Source organism: Winogradskyella sp., from assembly GCF_965228925.1.
Taxonomy (GTDB): Bacteria; Bacteroidota; Bacteroidia; order Flavobacteriales; family Flavobacteriaceae; genus Winogradskyella.
The window spans coordinates 277322-299447 of sequence record NZ_OZ245845.1 but is presented as its reverse complement, the minus strand read 5'-3'; the positions used below and the strand labels follow the sequence as shown (position 1 = coordinate 299447).

The 22126-nt window shown below is 37.8% G+C and carries 19 protein-coding genes; 5 read left to right on the top strand and 14 right to left on the bottom strand.

The features are described 5' to 3' along the window. Positions 1-18 precede the first annotated feature (18 nt). From tsf to ACO052_RS01100, 7 genes are all read right to left on the bottom strand, one after another. Complete coding sequence (tsf, locus tag ACO052_RS01130) at positions 19-849, bottom strand: translation elongation factor Ts (RefSeq protein ID WP_422106168.1); 831 nt, start codon at positions 847-849, stop codon at positions 19-21. Positions 850-959: 110 nt separating this feature from the next. Then, a complete protein-coding gene (gene rpsB / locus ACO052_RS01125) occupies positions 960-1763 on the bottom strand; it encodes a 30S ribosomal protein S2 (protein ID WP_422106167.1) in 804 nt (267 codons plus the stop codon). A 298-nt stretch (positions 1764-2061) separates the two neighbouring features. Continuing rightward, on the bottom strand, positions 2062-2448 hold the full coding sequence (rpsI, locus tag ACO052_RS01120) for a 30S ribosomal protein S9 (protein ID WP_422106166.1): 387 nt from the start codon (positions 2446-2448) through the stop codon (positions 2062-2064). Next, positions 2448-2903, bottom strand: coding sequence for a 50S ribosomal protein L13 (gene rplM, locus ACO052_RS01115; RefSeq protein WP_422106165.1), 456 nt, complete (start codon positions 2901-2903; stop codon positions 2448-2450). Before rplM ends, rpsI begins: the two co-directional genes overlap by 1 nt. Before the next feature lie 196 nt (positions 2904-3099). Continuing rightward, positions 3100-4083 carry an L-threonylcarbamoyladenylate synthase gene (locus ACO052_RS01110; RefSeq protein ID WP_422106164.1) on the bottom strand — a complete coding sequence of 328 codons (984 nt, stop codon included), beginning with the start codon at positions 4081-4083 and terminating at the stop codon, positions 3100-3102. 47 nt (positions 4084-4130) lie between these two features. Then, positions 4131-4760: a response regulator gene (locus ACO052_RS01105; RefSeq protein WP_422106163.1), complete on the bottom strand. Its 630-nt coding sequence runs from the start codon at positions 4758-4760 to the stop codon at positions 4131-4133. Beyond that, the gene (locus tag ACO052_RS01100) at positions 4757-6685 is read right to left on the bottom strand and encodes a tetratricopeptide repeat-containing sensor histidine kinase (protein WP_422106162.1); all 1929 of its coding nucleotides are present in this window, start codon (positions 6683-6685) and stop codon (positions 4757-4759) included. Before ACO052_RS01100 ends, ACO052_RS01105 begins: the two co-directional genes overlap by 4 nt. Before the next feature lie 178 nt (positions 6686-6863). Between ACO052_RS01100 and ACO052_RS01095 the strand changes: the two genes are divergently transcribed. Genes ACO052_RS01095 through ACO052_RS01085 form a run of 3 tightly spaced genes read left to right on the top strand, consistent with a single transcriptional unit; the run spans position 6864 to position 8348 of the window. Next, the gene (locus tag ACO052_RS01095; protein ID WP_422106161.1) at positions 6864-7343 is read left to right on the top strand and encodes a hypothetical protein; all 480 of its coding nucleotides are present in this window, start codon (positions 6864-6866) and stop codon (positions 7341-7343) included. A gap of 12 nt (positions 7344-7355) precedes the next feature. After that, entirely contained in the window at positions 7356-7913 is a 558-nt protein-coding gene (locus ACO052_RS01090) for a hypothetical protein (protein ID WP_422106160.1), read from the top strand. A gap of 24 nt (positions 7914-7937) precedes the next feature. Then, a complete protein-coding gene (locus tag ACO052_RS01085) occupies positions 7938-8348 on the top strand; it encodes a hypothetical protein (RefSeq protein WP_422106159.1) in 411 nt (136 codons plus the stop codon). A gap of 84 nt (positions 8349-8432) precedes the next feature. Here the strand turns inward: ACO052_RS01085 and polA are convergent, their stop codons facing one another. The 7 genes from polA to ACO052_RS01050 form a co-directional block, all read right to left on the bottom strand. Continuing rightward, positions 8433-11282 (bottom strand): DNA polymerase I, encoded by a 2850-nt coding sequence (gene polA, locus ACO052_RS01080; protein ID WP_422106158.1) that lies wholly within the window; start codon positions 11280-11282, stop codon positions 8433-8435. Positions 11283-11508: 226 nt separating this feature from the next. Next, a complete protein-coding gene (locus ACO052_RS01075) occupies positions 11509-13545 on the bottom strand; it encodes a serine hydrolase (protein ID WP_422106157.1) in 2037 nt (678 codons plus the stop codon). A gap of 248 nt (positions 13546-13793) precedes the next feature. After that, positions 13794-14588: a T9SS type A sorting domain-containing protein gene (locus ACO052_RS01070; RefSeq protein ID WP_422106156.1), complete on the bottom strand. Its 795-nt coding sequence runs from the start codon at positions 14586-14588 to the stop codon at positions 13794-13796. A gap of 5 nt (positions 14589-14593) precedes the next feature. Continuing rightward, a complete protein-coding gene (locus tag ACO052_RS01065) occupies positions 14594-15763 on the bottom strand; it encodes a hypothetical protein (protein WP_422106155.1) in 1170 nt (389 codons plus the stop codon). Positions 15764-15775: 12 nt separating this feature from the next. After that, positions 15776-17260, bottom strand: a complete 1485-nt coding sequence (locus ACO052_RS01060) for a hypothetical protein (protein WP_422106154.1) — start codon at positions 17258-17260, stop codon at positions 15776-15778. A gap of 224 nt (positions 17261-17484) precedes the next feature. Continuing rightward, positions 17485-18177, bottom strand: a complete 693-nt coding sequence (locus ACO052_RS01055; protein ID WP_422106153.1) for a LytR/AlgR family response regulator transcription factor — start codon at positions 18175-18177, stop codon at positions 17485-17487. A gap of 84 nt (positions 18178-18261) precedes the next feature. Beyond that, positions 18262-20184, bottom strand: a complete 1923-nt coding sequence (locus ACO052_RS01050; RefSeq protein ID WP_422106152.1) for a sensor histidine kinase — start codon at positions 20182-20184, stop codon at positions 18262-18264. Positions 20185-20298: 114 nt separating this feature from the next. On the opposite strand from ACO052_RS01050, the gene ACO052_RS01045 reads away from it, so the two are divergent. After that, positions 20299-21252, top strand: coding sequence for an isoaspartyl peptidase/L-asparaginase family protein (locus ACO052_RS01045; RefSeq protein WP_422106151.1), 954 nt, complete (start codon positions 20299-20301; stop codon positions 21250-21252). After that, positions 21249-22094, top strand: a complete 846-nt coding sequence (locus tag ACO052_RS01040; protein WP_422106150.1) for a GNAT family N-acetyltransferase — start codon at positions 21249-21251, stop codon at positions 22092-22094. Before ACO052_RS01045 ends, ACO052_RS01040 begins: the two co-directional genes overlap by 4 nt. Positions 22095-22126: the final 32 nt, after the last annotated feature.

Genomic DNA, 22126 nt, shown 5'->3' with positions numbered 1-22126 from the left:
TATAGCATTGAGCTTTAATTATCCTAAAGCAACACGCTTAAATACAGTAATTTCAACATCACCAATAGTTTTTACATAATTGGCAACGCTTACCTTACTGTCTTTGATAAATGCCTGATTGACTAAAGTGTTGTCTTTGAAGAAACGCTTTAATTTACCTTTAGCAATATTATCTAACATAGCTTCTGGCTTACCTTCTTGACGTAATTGATCTTTAGCAATTTCGATTTCTTTTTCGATAGTTGCAGCATCAACACCTTCCTCGTTAAGCGCAATCGGGTTCATTGCAGCAGCTTGCATAGCTACATCCTTAGCAACGACATCTGCACCTTCTACATTAGCAGATAAACCAACTAAGGTTGCAATTTTGTTACCAGCATGGATATAAGACCCAACGTAAGGCGCTTCTATTTTTTCAAAAGCATTGATATCTAATTTTTCTCCAATAACACCAGTTTGCTCAATTAATTTTTCAGCAACCGTGATACCGTTGAAATCAGCAGCTAAAAATTCTTCTTTAGAGTTAAAGTTTAAAGCCAAGTCTGCTAATTCGTGAGCCAAAGCTACAAAGTTGTCATTCTTACCAACAAAATCTGTTTCACAACCTAATACGATAGATACACCAACCGTTTTAGAATCATTTACCTTTGCGATAGCAGCACCTTCTGTAGATTCTCTGTCGGCGCGCTTAGCAGCAACTTTCTGTCCTTTTTTACGAAGGATTTCAATGGCTTTATCAAAATCACCATTAGCTTCAACTAAGGCTTTTTTACAATCCATCATACCAGCGCCAGTAGCTTTTCTTAATTTATTCACATCTGCCGCTGTAATTTTTACAGTATTTTCCATAGTATATTAAAATTTGAAAAAGTCGTTTAATTAAGTTTCAACAACCCTTCGACGACGCTCAGGACAGGAGAAAAGAATTAAACGACTTTTAAATATTGTGTTAATGTTATTTATTCTTCTTCTTCTTGTGCTGCTACTGCTACTTCGGCTTTTTCAGCTTTCTTAGCAGTTGCTGAGCTTGTCGAAGCATCAGCCTTTGCTTTATTGTCTTTTTCAGCACGTTCTGCTTTTCTTTCGTTTAAACCATCTTCGATGGCAGAAGAAACGATAGATAAAACTTTATTGATAGACTTTGAAGCATCATCGTTTGCAGGAATGACATAATCTACCTGGCGTGGGTCAGAATTTGTATCGACCATTGCAAAGATTGGGATGTTCAATTTTTGTGCTTCTTTAATGGCAATATGCTCGCGTAAAATATCAACCACAAATAAGGCACCTGGCAAACGGGTCATATCGGATATAGAACCAAGGTTCTTTTCCAATTTAGCACGTTGACGATTGACTTGTAAACGCTCTTTCTTTGATAAAGAATCGAACGTACCATCTTTTTTCATACGATCAATTGAAGCCATTTTCTTAACAGCTTTTCTAATTGTCACAAAGTTGGTTAACATACCACCAGGCCAACGCTCAGTAATATAAGGTTGGTTGACAGCACCTGCTTTTTCAGCAACGATATCTTTAGCTTGTTTTTTGGTAGCTACAAATAAGATCTTCTTTCCTGAAGCTGCAATCTTACTCAATGCAGCACAGGTTTCTTCAATTTTAGCGGCTGTTTTGTAAAGGTTAATAATATGGATGCCGTTGCGCTCCATATAAATGTAAGGGGCCATGTTAGGATTCCACTTACGTGTGAGGTGTCCGAAGTGTACACCTGCTTCTAGTAGTTCTTTTACTTCTACTTTTTCCATTTTTTGTAATAGTTTACGTTCTGTTGAATTAGCAATGCTAAAGTGGCTTTTGTAAAGGCCTTTAGCATTTAGATGCTAAACTAAATCCTGACAACTTGTTCACCATAGTTTTAACCAAGGTGAACCGTCATGGACAACAATAACTGGTTAATTTTACCTGTCCCGATAGCTATCGGGATCGTTTCAGGTTCTTTTTCAATAAAATGCCAACTCGTGGCTAGGTTTAATGTTAACCGAGCGCAATAGAATTTTAAATATGCTTCGACTGCGCTCAGCATAACATAGCTTGTGTTGGATATTAACGTTTAGAGAACTGGAATTTCTTACGCGCTTTCTTCTGACCGAATTTCTTACGCTCAACCATTCTTGGATCTCTAGTTAATAGACCTTCTGGCTTTAATATTGCTCTGTTTTCAGCATCTACTTCGCACATAGCGCGAGATAATGCTAAACGTATCGCTTCCGCCTGGCCGGTGATACCACCTCCATATACGTTAACAGTAATATCAAAGTTGCCATCATTGTTAGTCATGACTAAAGGTTGATTCACTTTATACTGCAATGGCGCAGTAGCAAAGTAATCTGCCATGTCTTTTTTGTTCACCGTAATGTTACCTTTTCCTTTGGCAACATATACACGGGCAACAGCCGTCTTTCTACGGCCGATTTTGTGAATTACTTCCATTAGTTAAAATCGTTTAAATTAATTGTCTTTGGTTTTTGAGCTTCGTGAGCGTGCTCAGCACCAGCAACAACAGTTAGGTTGCGGAAAAGTTGCGATCCTAATTTGTTTTTAGGCAACATTCCCTTTACTGACTTTTCTACCAATCTGGTTGGATCTTTCTCAAACATTTCAGTAGCAGTCAAGCTTCTTTGACCACCTGGATAACCCGTGTGACGGACATAAGTCTTATCGGTCCACTTGTTTCCAGTTAAGTTGATTTTTTCTGCATTGATAATAATCACATTATCTCCGCAATCAACGTGTGGCGTAAAGTTAGGTTTGTGCTTACCTCTTAAAAGTACTGCTACTTTCGAAGCCAAGCGACCTAAAGTTTGTCCATCAGCATCCACTAAAACCCACTCCTTATTAACGGTAGCTTTGTTAGCTGAAACTGTTTTGTAGCTTAATGTATCCACACTAATTTGATTTATAATCACGCAAAATGCGTGATAGATTAAACATGCCTCTTCCAAAAAAGAGTTTGCAAATGTACGATAACTTATTGGATTGCCAAACCTATACAAGGTTTTTTTATACTGTAAATCAGAGGTGTTAACTCCTAATGAGATATCCAGGGGTCAATAGCGCCTAAAAGCGTAATAAGGTCACCATTTATGGCTTAGTAGCACGGTCTAATCTATCGTTTATAGATTTGCCAAGCCCATAATCGGGGAGGCGTTCCGCAATAATGATGTCTAGATCTTGCTTATCGAGCTGATGAAGGGCATCATAGAGCTTGGATGCTGCCTCATTGAGATTTCGACCTTGGGTCAAAACAATTTTGAAGTCAATGCCATCATCATTTAAAACGTCATTATAAAGTAATATCCCAATACGTTTTCCTTGATATTGTGCAATGGATTTTTGAAGATTATCGGTAAGTACGGTTTTTGTTTTTGGCGCATAATGACGCTCCAGCATTCCAGGAGCACTAGGAGCCATTTTTTTTTGACTTTCAATACCTAAAGCCGTGCTGTTCTTTATTTCGATTTTGCCAACAACGGCCTCAATAGCTTCAAGAGGTGTTGAGCCCAAACGATAGATAATAGGGTCGTCATTTTCAAAGCCAATAATAGTAGATTCAATACCTTTTTTACAAGGCCCCCCATCTAAAACCATTTGGATTTGATCTCTAAAATAATCCTCTACATGTTCAGCCTTAGTGGGACTTATACGATTAAATGGGTTAGCGCTAGGTGCGGCTAAAGGGAAATCTAATTGGTTTAATAACTCCAGCGTTGTTGGATGATTAGGTATACGTACGGCAACCGTATCCTTACCAGCTGTGATTAAATCTGGGATGGTACTTTTCTTTTTTAAGACCAAGGTAATAGGTCCTGGCCAAAATGCATCTGCTAGGAGTTGCGCCTTTTCTGGAATCGACGCCACGATTTGATCTAAATAATCCACGGACGGTATATGTACAATCAGCGGATTAAAAAAAGGGCGTTGTTTGGTTTCAAAAATAGCCTTAATCGCTTTTTCTGAGTAGATGTTACCAGCCAGGCCGTAAACCGTTTCGGTAGGTATGGCTACTAATTCTTCATTAGATAATAGTGCTGCTGCTTTTGAAATGTCTTTAGAGATAATACTCATAGTCCTACATATGACTGCAATATTACTTCAAAAAAATGTAATGTATGTTATAAATGCTTTAAGGCATAGTTGACCAAGCCAGTATTACTTTTTATACCCAATTTTTTATGTATGTTTTTGCGATGTGTATCTATGGTATACTTGCTTAAGTTGAGCTGATTTGCCATTTCTAACGATGTTCGACCTTTCACTATAAGCTGAAGAATTTCTTTTTCTCTCTTGGTTAAGTCCGATTCTGGCAAGGAGGCTGTTTCTTTATTAAACCAGTTTTTAATGTCTTTTGGTATGGTGTTACTGAAAAAATAATCACCCTTTATTAGGGTATGGATTGCGGAAATCAACTCTGTTTTTTCGACGTTTTTAGTCACATAGCCTTTCGCTCCAGCATCGAGCATATCTATAACATCGGGCGTCTGATCAAACATACTGAGTGCCAAAACCTTAATGTTTGGATAGTCTTTTGTTAAGGTCTTGGTTAAGGAAACCCCATCTAATACAGGCATTCTGATATCTGTAAGTATAATTTCTGGTAAAAGACCATGTTCTAGAAGCTTTAAGACTTCAACACCATTGTTGGCTTCGCCAATGATTTCAATATCGATGGCCTTTGATAGTATGGATTTTATGCCATCTATAAAGAGCTGGTGGTCATCTGCTATGATAACTTTTATACTCATATAGGAATATTTAAGATGACAGTAGTGCCGTTGCCCCTGGATGAGTCAATAACAAACTCTCCATCAATTTTCTCTATTCGTTTTTCGATATTAATCAATCCAATCCCCGTTTTAGCTGACTTAGTGTCAAATCCTTTTCCATTGTCTTCGACCACAATATTAAGTGCGTTGTTATGTTCTGAAAATTGGACTATAGCTTCGGTTGCAGCAGCGTGCTTAATTATATTGGTCAGTAGCTCCTGAATAATTCTAAATATCTGAATTTCGAGTGTGTTTTCGATACGCTTATTAACGTCCACATTAATGACCTTAATATCTATTTTTTTTGAATCCGATATTTGTTTAGCAATACTTTTTGCAGAAGGAATGAGACCTTTGTCAATTTGGGCTCCAAAGTTTTTATTCTTTGAAATACTCCTAATTTCATTGTAAGTGTCGTTCATTAAGGTTTTCAGTTTGTTATAAAAGCCCGAAAAATCATCATTGTTATCATAGCTTTCTAGGTAAAGCTTAAGGGTGGCGACTTTGCTTCCTAAGTTGTCATGTAAATCAGAAGCCATTTTAGAACGTTCTTCTTCTTGTGCATCTAATATGGCGTCAATACCATCTAGCTCCTGTTCGTGTAATTTTTGTTCTAATTCTTGCGCTTTAATGGTGTGTTCCTGCTGCAAGATGATACGTTTTCTACGTGCATTTTTTAACTGCAAATAAATAAATACCGATAATAGAACCAATACAGCCAAAGCCACAAACAATAGGTTTCGATTTTGTTTGCGCTTATAGTTAGCCTGTAGGTTTTCTGTTTGAAGTTGTAAAATCTCTTTTTCTTTCTTTTCAGTTTCGTATTTGGTTTGAATGTTTAAAATAGTTTCTTGATTGGCAGCACTTAGCAAACTATCATTGAGCCGCTTCGCTTTTTCTGAAAACTCTAAGGCTTTAGGAAAATCATTCAACCCTTTATAGGCTTTGGACAAGTTATTATAAACAAATACCTCCTGTTTTCCCTTTACATCAATTAAAGCATCATTTAAAAAGGATAAAGCTTTTCGGAAGTCCTTTTGTTTAAGATGGATGTAACCCAAATTACTTTTTGTAACCTCGATACCCGAAGTTAAGTTAAGCTCATTTTTAAGTTCTAGTGCATTTTCTAAATAGGCTTTGGATTTATCTGTATCACTATCTAAATAAAGGTTACCTAGGTTATTATATATCATAGATAGTGAGCGCTTATTATTTAGTGCTTTGGCTAAATCCTCAGCTTCATTGTAATAATCAATGGCTCTTATAGTATCTCCTTTTTTATAATGTTGTGTAGCCAAATTGGGTAAAGTAATGAGCTGAAACTGAGTAAGGTTATTTTCGCTAAAAACTTTGAGAGCCTTCTCGCTATAGTCTATGGCCTTGTCAAAGTTGTCTAATTCGGCGAAAGCACTCGAAATATTACTGTAGCATTTAGCGGCATTTAGCGCGTCATTGGTAGCCTCGAAAAAAGAAGCACTTTCCGTCAGTGTTGCAATTGTTTTTTCATAGTTGCCCTGTCTCAAATAAATAGCGCCAAGACTAATATTAATAATGGCTACACGGTTTCGGTCATTGTATTTTTCTAAAAGTGTTCTGGCATTTTCAAAGTATACAGTTGCCGAATCTAATTGATTGGTAAAAAACTGAAAACGTCCCAATTGATTATTGGTTTCTGCCAAAAGGGAATCATCGGTTTTGTAGGTGTAAGCCTTATAGGCATAGTCCTTTCCTTTACTTAGGTCTATGCGCTCATGGAGTTTTGCCAATAATAAGTTGGCTTTGGCAATGTCATAGGGATTAGATGTATTTTCAATGACGGTAATTAAACTATCGATGTCTTTGGTTTGCGAAAATGTCACGCCAAATAAAAGCATTAACAGTATGGCATAGAGATGCTTGGTCATAATGGGTTAATAGCGAAGTACTAAAGTTACTAAATATTTTATACCGGGTTTAAAGCCACCATTAGGTTTGTATTCAAAAATATCATCTTAAACAAAAGTTTTATATACCTACAATTAGGTATATGATGGGAGTTTTAGTGGCAATAGTTTTATACCAATAACCAAAAAGCTATTAACTATGAAACTCAAATTACTTGTATTACTACCCTTATTTATTGTTTTACAGGGTGGCGGTTGCAGCAGCGATGACGATGATGGTGGCTCTATCAACGACAGCTTTGTGACCTTTTTGGGAGAAACCACAGAAGCTACAGGCGGCTGCAATGTAGAATCTCAAGGCGGATTAGATACGGCTTGTGTCTATTCTGGATTTTATCAGTTGGATGGGCTGACCTATGGGATTGCCATTAGCCATGAAGGTTTTTGCACTTCTGCGACTTTTAATCTAAATGACGAATTGGATGACCCTAGCGATGCGTTCTTGGTCCTTCAAATAACAGATAATGGTGTTGTCGTCGAAACCTATGTAAGTACATCAGGAAGTGCGGATTTGGTAGATGCGGGCACAGCTACCAGCATGCGATTTCAAGGTACCATGATGAATTTAGAAACGGGGGCAGAAGAAGCTATAGAAGGTTATATTGAATGCCCTATTTAAATGTGTGTTACAATGAGAATATTAAGATACATAGTCCTTTTTTGCCCTTTAGTGTTTTTCTCTTGTGATGAAATAGAAGAATTATTAGAAGAAGAAATTGATATTGAAACAACGTTTATCACGGAGCTGGAAATTAATGTTCCTAATGGCCCAACACCAGAAACGCCTATGGATTTTCAATCCCATTCAGGCCTGTGGGATTTTAGAGAAGATCCAAATGTGATGGAATACTTGGGAGATTCTGATGAGATTACTAAAATTCGGGTTAATAGCATACGCTATTTTTACAAAGATGTTGTGGGTAACACAAATGCTTTTGTCGAGGGTGAAATTGTCATAGCCGTCGGACAAGCTGGAGAGGAATTTGAAACCGCCGTAGTTAACTTATCGCAAGCAGATTTTAACAATACTTTATTTACGCTAGAAGGCGATTTTACTAATGTGAATGAAGCGCTAACCCAACTTAGGGTTATTGCTTTTTTTTATTCGGGATCGGTGTCGGATAATCCCGTAAGTTTCATCACAGATGTGTCCATTAGCTGTACGGTGACTATAAAACCAGATATATAAGGATCAATTAAAAACTTGTTAACCATGAAAACAATAAAATATATATTCACATTTTGCCTTTGTTTTACACTCTTTTTAGGCTGTGAAGAAGAGGAAGATGAGAATGAAGAACCAGAACGAAAAAATGTATTGGCAACGTTTAATAATGATCGTGGCATCGGCGGATGTTTTCCAAGCTATTCAGTAACCTTTGTAGTATCTTATCGCGATATCCAAGCCTTTATTGATTTACCTCCCCAAGGTACGGGATTTCTTAACCTTTTAGTTGAAGATGGGGAATCTATAAATGTTCAGGTAAGACAGCAATCTGATGATGATGTTGTTGCAGACGCTAACGTATCCGTAAGAACAGACTCAAGACCAGAGTCCTTAGACGATTTACCGCGCATTGTTAGCTTTTGCGAAGCATTTGACCTCAGTTTTCAAAATTTTTGATGCTCGATATGATGTAGGCTATTAACCAATCCTTATAATTATTTGAGAAGAATGGAAAGCAGTTTTTTGCTTTCCGTTTTTTTGTCAATGCGCTTCCAGCCAATTGTCACCAATATCGAAATCCACATCTAAAGGCACAGAAAGCTCATAGGCGTTTTCCATTTCGCTTTTTATCAAGTTTTTTAAACCGTCAAGCTCTGGTTTATAAATATCGAATACCAATTCATCATGGACTTGTAAAAGCATTTTGGATTTATAATTACCGGCTTTTAATTTCTCGTGAATGTTGATCATGGCAATTTTAATAATATCGGCAGCACTACCTTGTATAGGCGCATTAACCGCATTGCGCTCTGCCGCACCTCGAACAACAGCGTTCCGTGAATTGATATCTTTTAAGTAACGTCGACGCCCTAGGACGGTTTGCACATAACCATGGTCTCTTGCAAAATCTACCTGATCTTGGATGTAATTTCTAAGTTTTGGATAGGTGGCATAATAGGTGTCAATCAGTTCTTTGGATTCAGAACGCGTTAAATTGGTTTGGTTGCTCAGGCCAAAGGCAGAGACGCCATAGATAATTCCGAAGTTGACGGTTTTGGCATTGCTACGTTGTTCTCTTGTCACCTCAGAAATAGGAACATTAAAGACTTTGGAGGCGGTTGAAGCGTGAATGTCTTCACCATTCTTAAAGGCTTCTATCATGGTCTCCTCTTCACTTAAGGCAGCAATAATTCGCAGTTCTATTTGCGAATAATCCGCGGCTAGTAAGGTGTAATCGGCATCCCTAGGTATAAAGGCCTTACGCACTTGTCTTCCGCGTTCAGTGCGAATGGGAATATTCTGCAAATTGGGATTATTACTACTCAATCGACCAGTGGCAGCGACCGTCTGCATATAATCGGTATGGACGCGACCTGTGTTTTCATCCACTTGTGTTGGAAGCGCATCTACATAGGTGCTTTTTAATTTACTGAGTCCTCTGAAGTCCAAAATATTCTGAATAATCTCATGGTCTTTGGCGAGATAACTTAGGACATCTTCTGCCGTTGAATACTGACCGGTCTTGGTTTTTTTAGGCTTATCCACCAACTTCATTTTTTCGAAAAGAATAACCCCTAATTGTTTTGGAGAAGCAATATTGAATTCCTCCCCTGCGGCATCATAAATACGTTGCTCAAGATTGGCAATGTCAGTATCCAAGGCTTCGGACAATGCATTTAAAAAGGCCTTGTCTAAATTAATCCCTTCCAATTCCATATCTGCCAAAACCCTTAGAAGCGGCACTTCTATATCATCAAATAATTTTTGGGTATTGGCTTCGCCGAGCTCCTTTTCAAAATGCTCTTTTAATTGAAGTGTGATGTCAGCGTCTTCTACAGCATATTCAGTTTGCTTATCAAGAGGGACTTCGCGCATCGATAACTGATTCTTTCCTTTTTTACCAATGAGTTCGGTGATGGAAATAGGTGTATAATTTAAGTAGGTTTCGGCCAATACATCCATATTGTGGCGCATATCTGGGTTGATTAAATAATGCGCTAACATGGTATCAAAGAGTTTGCCTTTAACGTCAATGTTATATTTAGCAAGGACTTTGATATCGTATTTTAAATTCTGACCTATTTTTTCAATGCTTTCACTTTCAAAGAAAGGCCTTAAGGCTTCTATAAGCGTTTGTGCTTCTTGTCGATCTTCTGGGAATGGTATGTAGAATCCTTTACCTGCTTCCCAAGAAAAGGCAATACCCACTAGTTCGGCTTGCAGTGGATTGATGCTAGTAGTTTCCGTATCAAAACATACCGAAGTTTGGCTCATTAAATTTTTGACGAACAATTTAGTGGCCATTCCAGGAGCAATGCTTTGGTAAAAATGCGAGGTGGTTTTGGCGGTTTTTCTCTCATATGCTGAACTCGTTTCAGTATCTGTACCATTTGTGTCCTCAGCACCAAATAACGAAAACTGACCTGCGCCAGCAGCTTTCTGCTCTTTAGGCGTTGCTTTGGGGGGTTCTTTTTTCTCAGGGGTTTCGGTAGCGGTTGCTATAGTTTCCGTAGCGAAGGTTTTTAAGAAATTTTCGGTTAATCGCCTAAATTCTAAATCCTGAAAGATTTGTTTTACCTTTTCAATGTCAGGATGGTCCAATTCAAAGTTTTTAGCATCAAATTGTACAGGGACGTCGAGCATAATAGTCGCCAGTTTCTTAGAGAGTAATCCCAGTTCTCCGTTGGCCTCAACTTTTTCTTTCATTTTACCTTTCAACTGGTCTGTATTAGCCAAGAGGCCTTCCATACTCCCAAATTGATTGATAAACTTCTTTGCCGTTTTTTCTCCCACACCTGGCAGTCCAGGAATATTATCACTAGAGTCTCCCATCATGCCCAAAAAGTCAATCACCTGAAGCGGGTTCTCTACCTCAAATTTTTTCTGAACTTCAGGAATGCCCCAGGTTTCATAACCACCGCCAAAAACAGGCTTATACATAAAAATATTATCGGTCACCAATTGTGCAAAATCCTTATCTGGAGTGACCATAAAGACCTTATAGCCTTCGTTTTCAGCTTGTCGTGAGAGTGTGCCGATAACATCATCAGCTTCGTAACCTTCCTTGACCATAATAGGAATATGCATGGCTTCTAGGATGTTGCAAATATGGGGAATTGCCGTTCTAATACCTTCGGGGGTTTCATCTCTATTAGCTTTGTAGGCTTCGTACATTTCAACACGATCCACACTACCGCCTTTATCAAAACACACGGCTAAATGGTCCGGGCGCTCGCGCTTAATGACATCTAGAAGCGAATTCATAAAACCCATAATGGCTGAGGTGTCTTCACCTTTAGAATTAATTCTTGGATTTTTTATAAAGGCATAATAACCGCGAAAAATAAGGGCGTAGGCATCAACTAAAAAGAGACGTTTTTGGTCTGACATTTTATATCATTTTGTGTTAAAGTGAACTTCATAAAACGCCTTTTTTATTGCTTGTGTAAGCTAAAAAAATCATCATTTTATGTTGGAAATAAACCCAGATACAAAATGATATAGCGTCAATTTTGAAGTCTATAAAACTACAAAAAGTTGATTGCTTATTTTACAAGTATGCTATAATTTTCAATATTTCTTTAGAAGGAAACCGGTCTGTAATGTGTTCAGTTTGCTAATCGCTCGTTTCTTGCTTTCCAGTGATTAAATAGGCCTCTAGGGCATTGACCAAATCATCCCCATGATCGCTATTAGTAAAAATGATAAAACCTGAATTGAGTTCGGTGAATATTTTAAACTGACACCTAAAGTCCCCATTATTACCGCCGTGCCCAAAGCTTGGTCCAAAAGGCGTTTTTTCCATGGATATACCTAATCCAAAATAACTCTCCCAACCTTCTCTAGAGTCGTCTTCATCGACAATAGTGTGGATTTTGAATACGTCTTCATAAGTTTCTGGTTTCAAGACTTTGCGTTCTAAAAGCCCTAAAGCAAAATTCGAAAAATCTAGGGCTTCCGTATGCATGCTCCAGGCCATACCTGGCTCATTAGGCAAGTTGGCTGGTGAGGCAAATCGCCCAAAATGTCCGTTAGAAACATGAGTACGCATATAATCGTTTTTAGTAAAATAGGTATGCTTTATTCCCATGGGGTCTAAGACTTCTTCTTTGACGATAGCTTCAACTTTTTTTCCAGTTATTTTATTGACTACACGCTTTAAATACTCGAATCCTTCTCCGGAATATCCGTATCCCGTTCCGGGAGTGAATTTAATATCAATTTTACCATCGTCATTTACCCAAGCCCAATTAGGAAAACCTGTTTGATGGGTTAATACATGTCTACCTGTGATTAGTTTATAGCGTTCGTCATGTGCGATATCCTCAAAAGGTAAGTAAGTATATAGCGGTTTGTCCAAATCAATAATCCCTTTTTCTGCCAAACGGCAAACGGCAATGGCAAATACGGGCTTGGTAATAGAAGCAGCTTCAAAAAGTGTTTGGTCATTTACGGCTTGGCGAGTCACCGCATTTTTGTTACCGTAGGTTTTGTGATATACAACTTTACCGCCTTTTATAAGAGCCAATGATACGCCTGGGATAACATAGTAATCTTGATATGCACTGATGAAATTGTCGAGTGCCTCAGGCCTATTGGGGTTGAAGCTTTCTAAAACGCCCTTTTTTGGGATGAGATCCAAAGGTGTTTTGGTTTTCACTACCAAATCTATGTTTTGATTGACTTTATTTGGTTTTACCTCAAAAAAGGTTTTACTGTTTTCAATGTCCACCGGGTGACCGCCAATAAAATCCCAATAGGGCTTCGCCAAATATTGACCCGTGGGTAACATTGTGTTGTAGTTGCCAAGGGTATCCACTTTTGCAACAGTCCATTGTTTGTTGTTGTTTTTATTAATCAGCGTAACTCTATCTGGAAGTTCTTTAATGGTCGTATCTTCCCAAGATAGTGTTCCACTAACTTCAGAGATTGCAGCGTTTTTGGCAATAGGAATAACATCTCCAAGTCGTGTTGCTGATTGACTTTTTCCGCCGTTTGCTCCCCATGAAACAAACGAAAATTTACCCTCCTCATCATTAAGGTCTTTATCAACCAGAACGTGGTCTATACCAATACTTTTGTTGAGTTGAAAATGTTCACCTAAATCAATCTTTGCTTCATATACACTAGTATTTCCTTGTCGTGACATCTTCATCGTCACCTTATCCCAATTAAAATCCTTTACTTCCGGATCCCAACTTCCGGTATAGTCATAATCCCGTTTAAAACTTTCTCCAAATTGAAAAAGGTTGACGCCAGAACCATTCCAATCGTGCTTATAGTCCACATACAGGGCGTAGGAATCTTGTGTAATCCAAGTGGCATTTTCGCTGGTATCTACAACATGATTATCATCAATAACAGTTATAAGAATGTAAAGTGCCTTTTCGTTTGCATTATGTCCGACTTGAAAGTAAGCATCAAAGTCTTCTTTTTTTGGCAGTTCTCCATAGGGCGTTATAGCAATGGGGTGCTTTTCTAGTGTTGTAGGCCAATCGGAGGTCTTACCATCGATAACTATGGAATGAACAGGGTAAGCGTAGGCCAATGCTCCATTTGAAAAAGGAACGTCTGCCAGTAATTTTAACGGTAGTAGAATAAGACAAAAGTAAAAAATGGAGCTTAGCGTTTTTTTTGGTTTAGAAGACAACATAATAATTTGAGTATATCGTTAATGCTTTATAGATAGGAATCGTTTAAAAATGTTACAGTATGCTCTGCCCAGTAGTACTAAATACGGTTTCAACTTATGTATTAGGACTAATTAAGAAGTTTTGATGCTATGATTATTTTTTGATTAAAAGCAAAAAAGAAAGCCGATCTCTAATTCGGCTTTCTTCACTCATAAAATATAATTGAAGACAATCAATTATGTTGTTTAGTCCTTATTTATTAACAGACCTATTTATTTACAATGAATTTTTTAGTGTATAGCGTGGTATGAGAATACGCCTTAATAGTATATGTTCCGTTGGCCAATTCACGTATCGAAATTGTATTTTCATCTTTAAGGCTTAGCACCCGTTGGCCACTAATACTATATATTTCTATGAGGTCTATGGCGAAGGGTGTTTTTACGATAACATATTCTGACGCAGGATTTGGGTAAACCGTAATGTCATTTTCGTCAAATGAAATTTCGGGACTACTTAAAGTATTAAAAGACAAGCTCTCTTGTCCAGGTATAATACCACCAAAATAATCCTGAGTGGTTGTGTTATCGATATTGGCATTAAGGAAACTATTAGCTATACCGCCTAAACCAATGGCTATAGGATCATTATTATCCAAGAATTCTAATAATCCGAAGTTGGGTGCATCGACGAGTTCAAAACTGGTCAAATCAAAAGGTGTACCCGACGTGTGCGATAAGATAGTTTGACCGGGTGCTAAATTCAATACAAAGAGGTCTTTTGTACCATCGCCCAGAGAAAGACCATTCAATTGAGTTGCCGTTATTTTTGTAACGGTCCAAACTCTTCCACTGAAATCAGAGAGGTTGGATATAGTGGTATTTCCGGTAGGTAATACTAATGAAAAGCCAATATCCGAAATGTCGGCATCGGTTACACTGAAGTTTGTTGTTGCTTGTATAAGTACAGAACTGCCTCCGTTTGGGACAACACCAAAGCCGTAATTTTGTGCACTAACGGGATTAAAAAGAAGAATGAATAAAAGGATTGTAAAATGTCGCATGATTCTTAATTGTTTGGTATTTGTTCAGTTATGTTAAAAGTTGAAAGTCCCAATATATTATTTGGGTGAGCCAACACATTATCCTTTATAAGATTGCTGTCATTCTGTACACCCGAAAAACGGGCCGTACCATTTAAGTCAACATCTTCGTTGAGATACCCCGAAGCAGCGAAGGTTAATAAGCCTAGAATATTGAAGGCATCACTCAGAATTTTATCCTTAATGGTGTTGCTATCATTATTTGCGCCTGAAAATTTAACGTTTCCGCCGTTGCTAGCGTCTCCAGACCACAAGGCCATTTTGCCATTGCCTAGTTGCACTCTTGCATGTGAACCAAAAGTGTTAAAGCCACTATTTAAAAAGTTCACGGTTCTGGTTACCTGTGATAATGAGGTACTATTAGCTGTCATTATACCTAAATGATTGCGATGTCTTATTGCTATATAATAATCTCCTGGAGTATAAGGTATTACAAGTGGTGATATACCATCTATATCTACAATATCGCCATCGCGCTGTAATAGGGCGGATTTTGAGATTGCAACAACGCTGGCATCAGTGCTGTGTCGAAGCTCTATAAATATCCAATCGACGATGTCATCTGAGATAGCACCATTGCCATCGCTACCGCCTGTGCTAAAAACCAAGGGGTTACAGCTTATCCCGTCACCATAAGGTGAGGTCGTTGGTAAACTATTCGTTTGTCTTAAAGTATCTCGCATTAAGTTCGTCTCACCCGCATTTGGATTTAAAGCAGCGCCTTGTAGGATGACTTTCATGGCCAATTTTATCCTTGGGAAATCATCAAGAACAATGGGTTCTGCTATAAGTGTTGCAAATCCATCGCCAGCACCACCTTGGAAAAGCGCGCCTAGATCTGTATTTGTCAAGGTCGTTACATCGATAGCATTGTACGCAAAACCGTCACCAGCGCCACCTTGATACAGTATTGATAAATCTGTATTGTTCAGTGTTGTGATGTCAATACTGCTAAGTGCAAATCCATCACCAGCACCACCTTGGTATAACACGCTTAGACTTATGTTCGTTAAAGTCGTTTCTGCCATGCTGCCTATTGCAAATCCATCGCCAGCACCTCCTTGGTACGGCTGCGTTTGTGCTAATACACTGTTGGCGGCCAATAGACATAGAATATGTGTTACAAACTTGGTCATTTTTATCATTGGTTAGTTGGCCGTGCGTACACCACGTCCACCTACGTTTTTGGTTCCTGTATTTAATGAACCAGGGAAGGTGCCTCCATATGTTCTATCAGCAATGAGTAATAAACTAGCATTGTCATTCCAACCGCCTCCTCTGACTGCATAAAGTAAAATATTAGCGAAATTAGCACCACCTTCACTAGGAAATTCTGGATGACCTTGTCCATGTGCACCATTAAACTGTCTTTGAGTAGAATTACCAACAGATATAACAAATTCCGCAAGGTTACCAGAAAGTTCCATAATACCGTAATAACTTGCTCCAGATTCTATTCGTGTTGGTGTTAGATCATTGGAGGCGAAAGCTCCACATCTTAAAGGTCTTGGAAAGTTAGTGCTGGTTAAATTATAAGCTGCTTGGCCTTCATTACTTGGATATCCTGAACTTACATATTCTCCAGCTTGACCTGAACTTACTAATAAATATGGCGTACTAATGATATTAGGTGTTCCCCAGGCGTAAGCATTAGGTGTTGGTGTACCAGGACCTTTAGCAGCTTTCTCAAATTCTAACTCTGTCATTGGTCTCAACGCTGACCAAATGAGATAAAGTTCTAAATCACCACTGCCTATATAGTTACATGGTCTTTCAGGTGCTAAAGTTGTGGCGTCTGTTCCTATATCCAACCAAGATACCGTATTACCATCAACTTCATCGTCGCTATTTTTGCCTGGACTGTTTGTTATATCTCTTACAATTTGTAAATCAGCAGGAAGCGTATTGAAATATTCCACATATTGTTGTTCAGAGATTTCATATTTCATACAATAAAAAGCACTATAACCTTTTGGGAATGCCGCAGGAATTGGACCTTGTTGATCTCCTGCATATTGACTCGTAGCGTCATAATATAGTTGCGATAAATTAGTAGAGCCAACTTGAATTTCATCTTCAGAAATCACTTTAAAAGCTGTAGATGCTGTATTTCCCTTTTTAAAAGCATCTACTTCATTGGTTGTAAAACTGTCGTTTCCTAAATAAAAAGCTCCTTCTGGCACATACACCATTTCTATGGCAAAGACTTTAACTTCAATAGTATCGCTTATATCAATACCATCAGCATTTAAATCCCAGCCCAACCATGGAAATGTTACGCTTGTACCATTTGAAACGGTTGAACGATATACAAAAGCACCTTTATTATCATTACTAACTTCAATGGTGTAATTTGCTGTAGGTAACTGAAACATTGTATTTACAGCGGACAATGTAGCATGATTCCAAGGACCACTATTTGCACGATATTTCACAAAAACCCAGGCTGCATCCCAATTACTCGGACCTGCATCTACCCGCCATGAGCCGTGCCAAACCAAATCACATTCTACCTGTACCCATCCTTCAGATTCATTAAAATTCACTAAAGAGACATTAGAAACAGATATACCATGAGCCCATACCATACCAATCTGTAAAAGGCTAATTATTAAAAGCGTCGTTTTTTTCATTATAATTAAGATTTTGTTTTGGCTAAGGTTTGATTTCTACAACAAGTACCAATTAGATTACAGGACTAAATACCACGGAACAATTGGGAAATCTAAAAGTACCCGAATGCAAAACTCAATTAATAGCTTGGGTAAATTAGTCGATGTTTAATTAGCTTATATTGAGTTTTTAGTGAAGCCCAATATTTTTTTAGTGAATGAGATGTCTATGCAAAAACAAGCGTTTAAAATCGGCTCAGTTTGTCTAAAACAGAAGTTCTGTGTGCGGAGCTCAGAGGAATTGAATCGCCCATAATTTCTACAGCTTTTTTTTCAATAGTAGCCACATAAGACATATTGACGATATAGGAACGGTGCGTTTTTAAGAACAGTTCTTCGTCGAGTTGCTGAGCCATATGCTTTAAAGTGTGAGGCACCAAATATTGCTGATCTTTTGTAATTATATAGCAGTAATTATCAAATGCTTTTAGATAAAGAATATCGTTTTGAAGTACTTTAACAACACTTCCTTCATGTTTGATCAAAATGGAGTTTAAGGACTTTTTTGTATAATCAAACCAAGCTAGTTCTATATTACTTTGAAGTCCGGATTCTGTAAAGGGTTTTACAATATAGCCTAAAGGATTAGTGCTCTTAACTCTATCAATGGTTTCTGGGTCTGTTTGTGAAGTGAGATATAAATAGGGAAGATTAATTCTGTCCAACTCCATAGCTAAATCTATACCGTCTTTTTGTCCGTGCAAATGGATATCGATAATTACAAGATCAGGTGGGGTATCGGAAATGGCGTCAAGAGCATCCTCATAGGTGTCTGCTTCATCAACAATATTGTGACCAGCCTTAACCAGTGCAGTTTCAATGGTTGCACAGATAATGGGCTCGTCCTCTACTATGATTATGTTCAGAGATTTTTCCACGTTGATCTTTCAAAAGATAGTCTTGATAATATTTTAAGCCAAATAATTTTAGTCAATAACAGCATATTTTTAGTTAACCTTACATTAAGACAGAACTTCAAACCGTTTCATTCGCACTTGCGCTATCGTACCCTGCGTATTCGAATCAAAATTCAATTTTGCCTTTAATTTTTTGGATAAGGCTCTTATTAACTTCAAACCAAATGAAGATTCCCTAATTTCAAGAGGCATACCAATGCCGTTATCCTTAACGCTCAATACTAATTCGTCATGATCCTGTTTGAATTCGATGGACATTTTTTTCTTTTCCGAGCTATCTTTAAAGGCGTGTTTTAATACGTTCGTAATAAGTTCATTTAGAATTAAGCCTAAAGGCGTGATCGTCTCTATATCCAGAACTTTAGGTTCTATCTTAAGGTCATAAGTGATTGATTTGCTATCTGATTGGTGACTATCCATGATATCTTTTGTGAGATCTTCGATATATTCTTTTGTGTTTATTCCTACCAGATCATCCTTACTGTAGAGCTTTTGGTGAATAAGAACCATAGATCGTACTCTATTTTCTGCTTCTTTAACGGCGAGCTGCGCTTCTTTATCTTCTATACTTTCAGATTGTAAATACAATAAGGATGATACGATTTGAAAACTATTTTTAACACGGTGATGTGTTTCTCTTAGCAATACATTTTTTTCATCCACGGTTTTTTCTAAAAGCTTTTTTTGCTTTTCTAATTGACGGTTCTTTTTCTTGTTGGTGAAAAAGAGAAAGCCAATGATAACACTGGCAATAATGCCACCAGTAGCGATGATTGAGAATAAATGTTTTTGTTGTTTGTTTTTGTCATTTTCTAAAGAGACAAGTTTAAGTTGCGACTCTTTCCGTTCAGTTTCATATTTCACTTCATAATTGGCGACCTTATCAATGACCTCTTTGCGCTTAATCGAATCTTGAAGTATTTTTCGATAGTCCAAGGCTATATAGGCATTTTTATAGTCACCAAGACCTTTATAGGCGTCTTCAAGATTCATAAGATTCAAAATTCTATCCACGGTATTCATTTCCGAGGATGTATCTAATGTTCTTTTAGCCAATAGCGCCACAACTTTATTATAATCTTTATTACTGATATATGCTTCGGCAAGCGACGTTGAAATAAAATCATAATTAATGAGATTATCTTCTTTCTTGGCAGAATTGAGAATAGACCTTAATTCTTTTATATAGTTTTCATTGTCTTCAAAAGAGAGTATAGATGCAATTGAAGTGTGCAATGAGGACATATTATAATCATTCTTCTTCAAATAATGCTCCTTTAGTTTGTTAGCATAAAACGCATGTTTCTTATAATTTTTAGTGAACTTGTAGTGATAAACAATATTTCCTAAATGATAGCCTCTTGACGGATGGTCTGGTATGGTGTCTATGGAAGCAATAGTTTGATCCATATAGTAATCGCGCTTTTCGTAGTTTCCGAGTTGCCCCTCTATTTGGGATTTCCTATTGTAAATCGCAGGCCAATTGTTGCTAAGACGTTTTGGGTTTTCAAAGACAATTTTTTCGGCTTCGTTGATGTAATAAATAGCAGAGTCAGTAAGCGATCTGTCAAAGTAATGATAAGATAACAGTTCGTTGTATTGAAATAAGAAAAACGCTGAGTTGTGCTTTTGGGCAAGTCGGAGCCCTATCAGGTTGAGGTCGCGAGACAGCATTTGATTTCCAATTCTTTGGTGGGTACTTGCAAAATTATCTAAGACATTAATTCTAATATAGTCGCTATGGCCGTAAACAGAGTCGATGTATCGATAGGTGTTAACAGCTTCTATTTGGGGAAGTCTAAAGATTTTTTGAGAAAGTGTATTGATATCATTATCCACTTTAATTTCATCGATCATACTTTTAGTCGATAAAAGGCTATCCAATTGTTTTGTAGCTGTGCTTTGGGAGAAAACAATATGGCTACAGCTTAGTATTGTGAGTAAGAAAAATACAATCTTGTCATTCATTTAATAAAATACTTCTGAGCCAAAGCATAAGGACATTTATAAATATACTAAAACCAGTAAGAACTGATGAATAATGATTCAGAATTTGTAATTTTCGAGCGTTAAACTTTAAGTATGCAAATATTTTCAATAGCCATACACGGAGGTGCAGGTACCTTGGTGAAAGGGATGATGACACCAGAACTTGAAAAGCAATACAAATCCGCATTAAAAAAAGCATTGGATAGTGGTTATAAATTGCTCGAAGAGGGTGGTTCGGCTATAGATGCTGTTGAAGAAGCGGTTAAACAACTCGAAGATTCCCATTTATTCAATGCAGGAAAAGGCTCAGTATTTACTGCTGAAGGTACGCACGAAATGGATGCTGCTATTATGGATGGCAAAACCTTAAATGCCGGAGCTGTGTCTTTAATTACTGGAATTAAAAACCCTGTGTCTTTAGCAAGGGATGTTATGGAAAAAAGTGAGCACGTATTTTTAGCAGGTGATGGGGCCATGCAATTTGCAAAAGAGCACAACTATGAATTAGAAGAGCCGACTTATTTCTATGATGAATTTAGACATCAGCAATGGTTAGAGATTAGAGACACTAACAGTTTTCAGTTAGACCATTCCAAATCGGTGACTGAAGCTGCTCGAAGTCAGAAGGATTCAAAATTTGGCACCGTTGGCGCTGTGGCTTGCGATAAAAATGGACATGTAGCGGCCGCCACCTCCACTGGTGGTATGACCAATAAAAAATGGGGACGTGTTGGTGATAGTCCGATGATTGGAGCGGGTAATTACGCCAATAATAAAACCTGTGCTGTCAGTTGTACGGGCAGTGGTGAGTATTTTATACGAGGTGTTGTGGCCTACGATGTCGCTATGCTCATGGAGCATAAAGACATGGGCGTGCAAGACGCTTCGGATGAGGTGATTCATAAACGCATTCTAGAGATTAACGGTGATGGCGGATTGATTGCTGTCGATAAGAATGGAGCTATCGCTATGCCTTTCAATACAGAAGGTATGTACAGGGCCAGTAAATCTTCAAATGGTCAAGAGGAGATTTCAATCTATAAATGATGGAAGTAAGACATTTGGGCAATACCGATTTTGAAGTGATTATAGAATGCTTCTTGTCAGCATTTGAGAACTACTTTGTACAGATGCCAACAGATCACAATTATTACAAACAACGTTGGAAAGCAGCAGGTGTGCAATATGATTTATCCTTTGGCATGTTCGACGGCGAAAGATTAGTCGGTTTTATCATTAATGCTATTGATAAAAGGCAAGGCTATGTAACGGCTTATAATTCAGGTACTGGAGTGATTCCTGAGTATAGAGGACAACGTATTGTAAACACCATTTATGAATACGCCATCCCAGAATTGAGAAAAAAGGGGGTTACCAAATGCCAACTCGAAGTGATTACTGAAAATGAAAAAGCTATTAAATCTTATGCAGGGATAGGTTTTAGTATTTGTAAACATTATAAATGTTATAAAGGCACAATTTTATCTGATGGTGTACAAAACTTTGATTTAAAAAAAGTAGAGCACAATGCAATAGATTGGAGTAAAAACCCATACCAAGACTTATATTCATGGGATAATCAGAAAGAAAGTCTAGCCAAAGGCAATTACCAGTACTATCATGTATATGCTGCAGATGAAATCAAGGCTTATTTTGTAATGGACGCGACGAGTGGGTATGTTGCACAATTCGAAGTACTAGGAGATGCACCTCTGCAATGGAAAATACTTTTTACAGCCATTAAATCTATAAATCGGGAAATCAGAATTAACAACATTGATGATAGATTGACCAATAAAATGAGAATGGTAGAAGCTTTTGGCTTAGAAAACACCTTCAATCAATATGAAATGGAATTATTCTTGGTAACTGAGCCTAGCTTGCACTGAGCATCTCGACAAGCTCGATACAGGCACTGTCG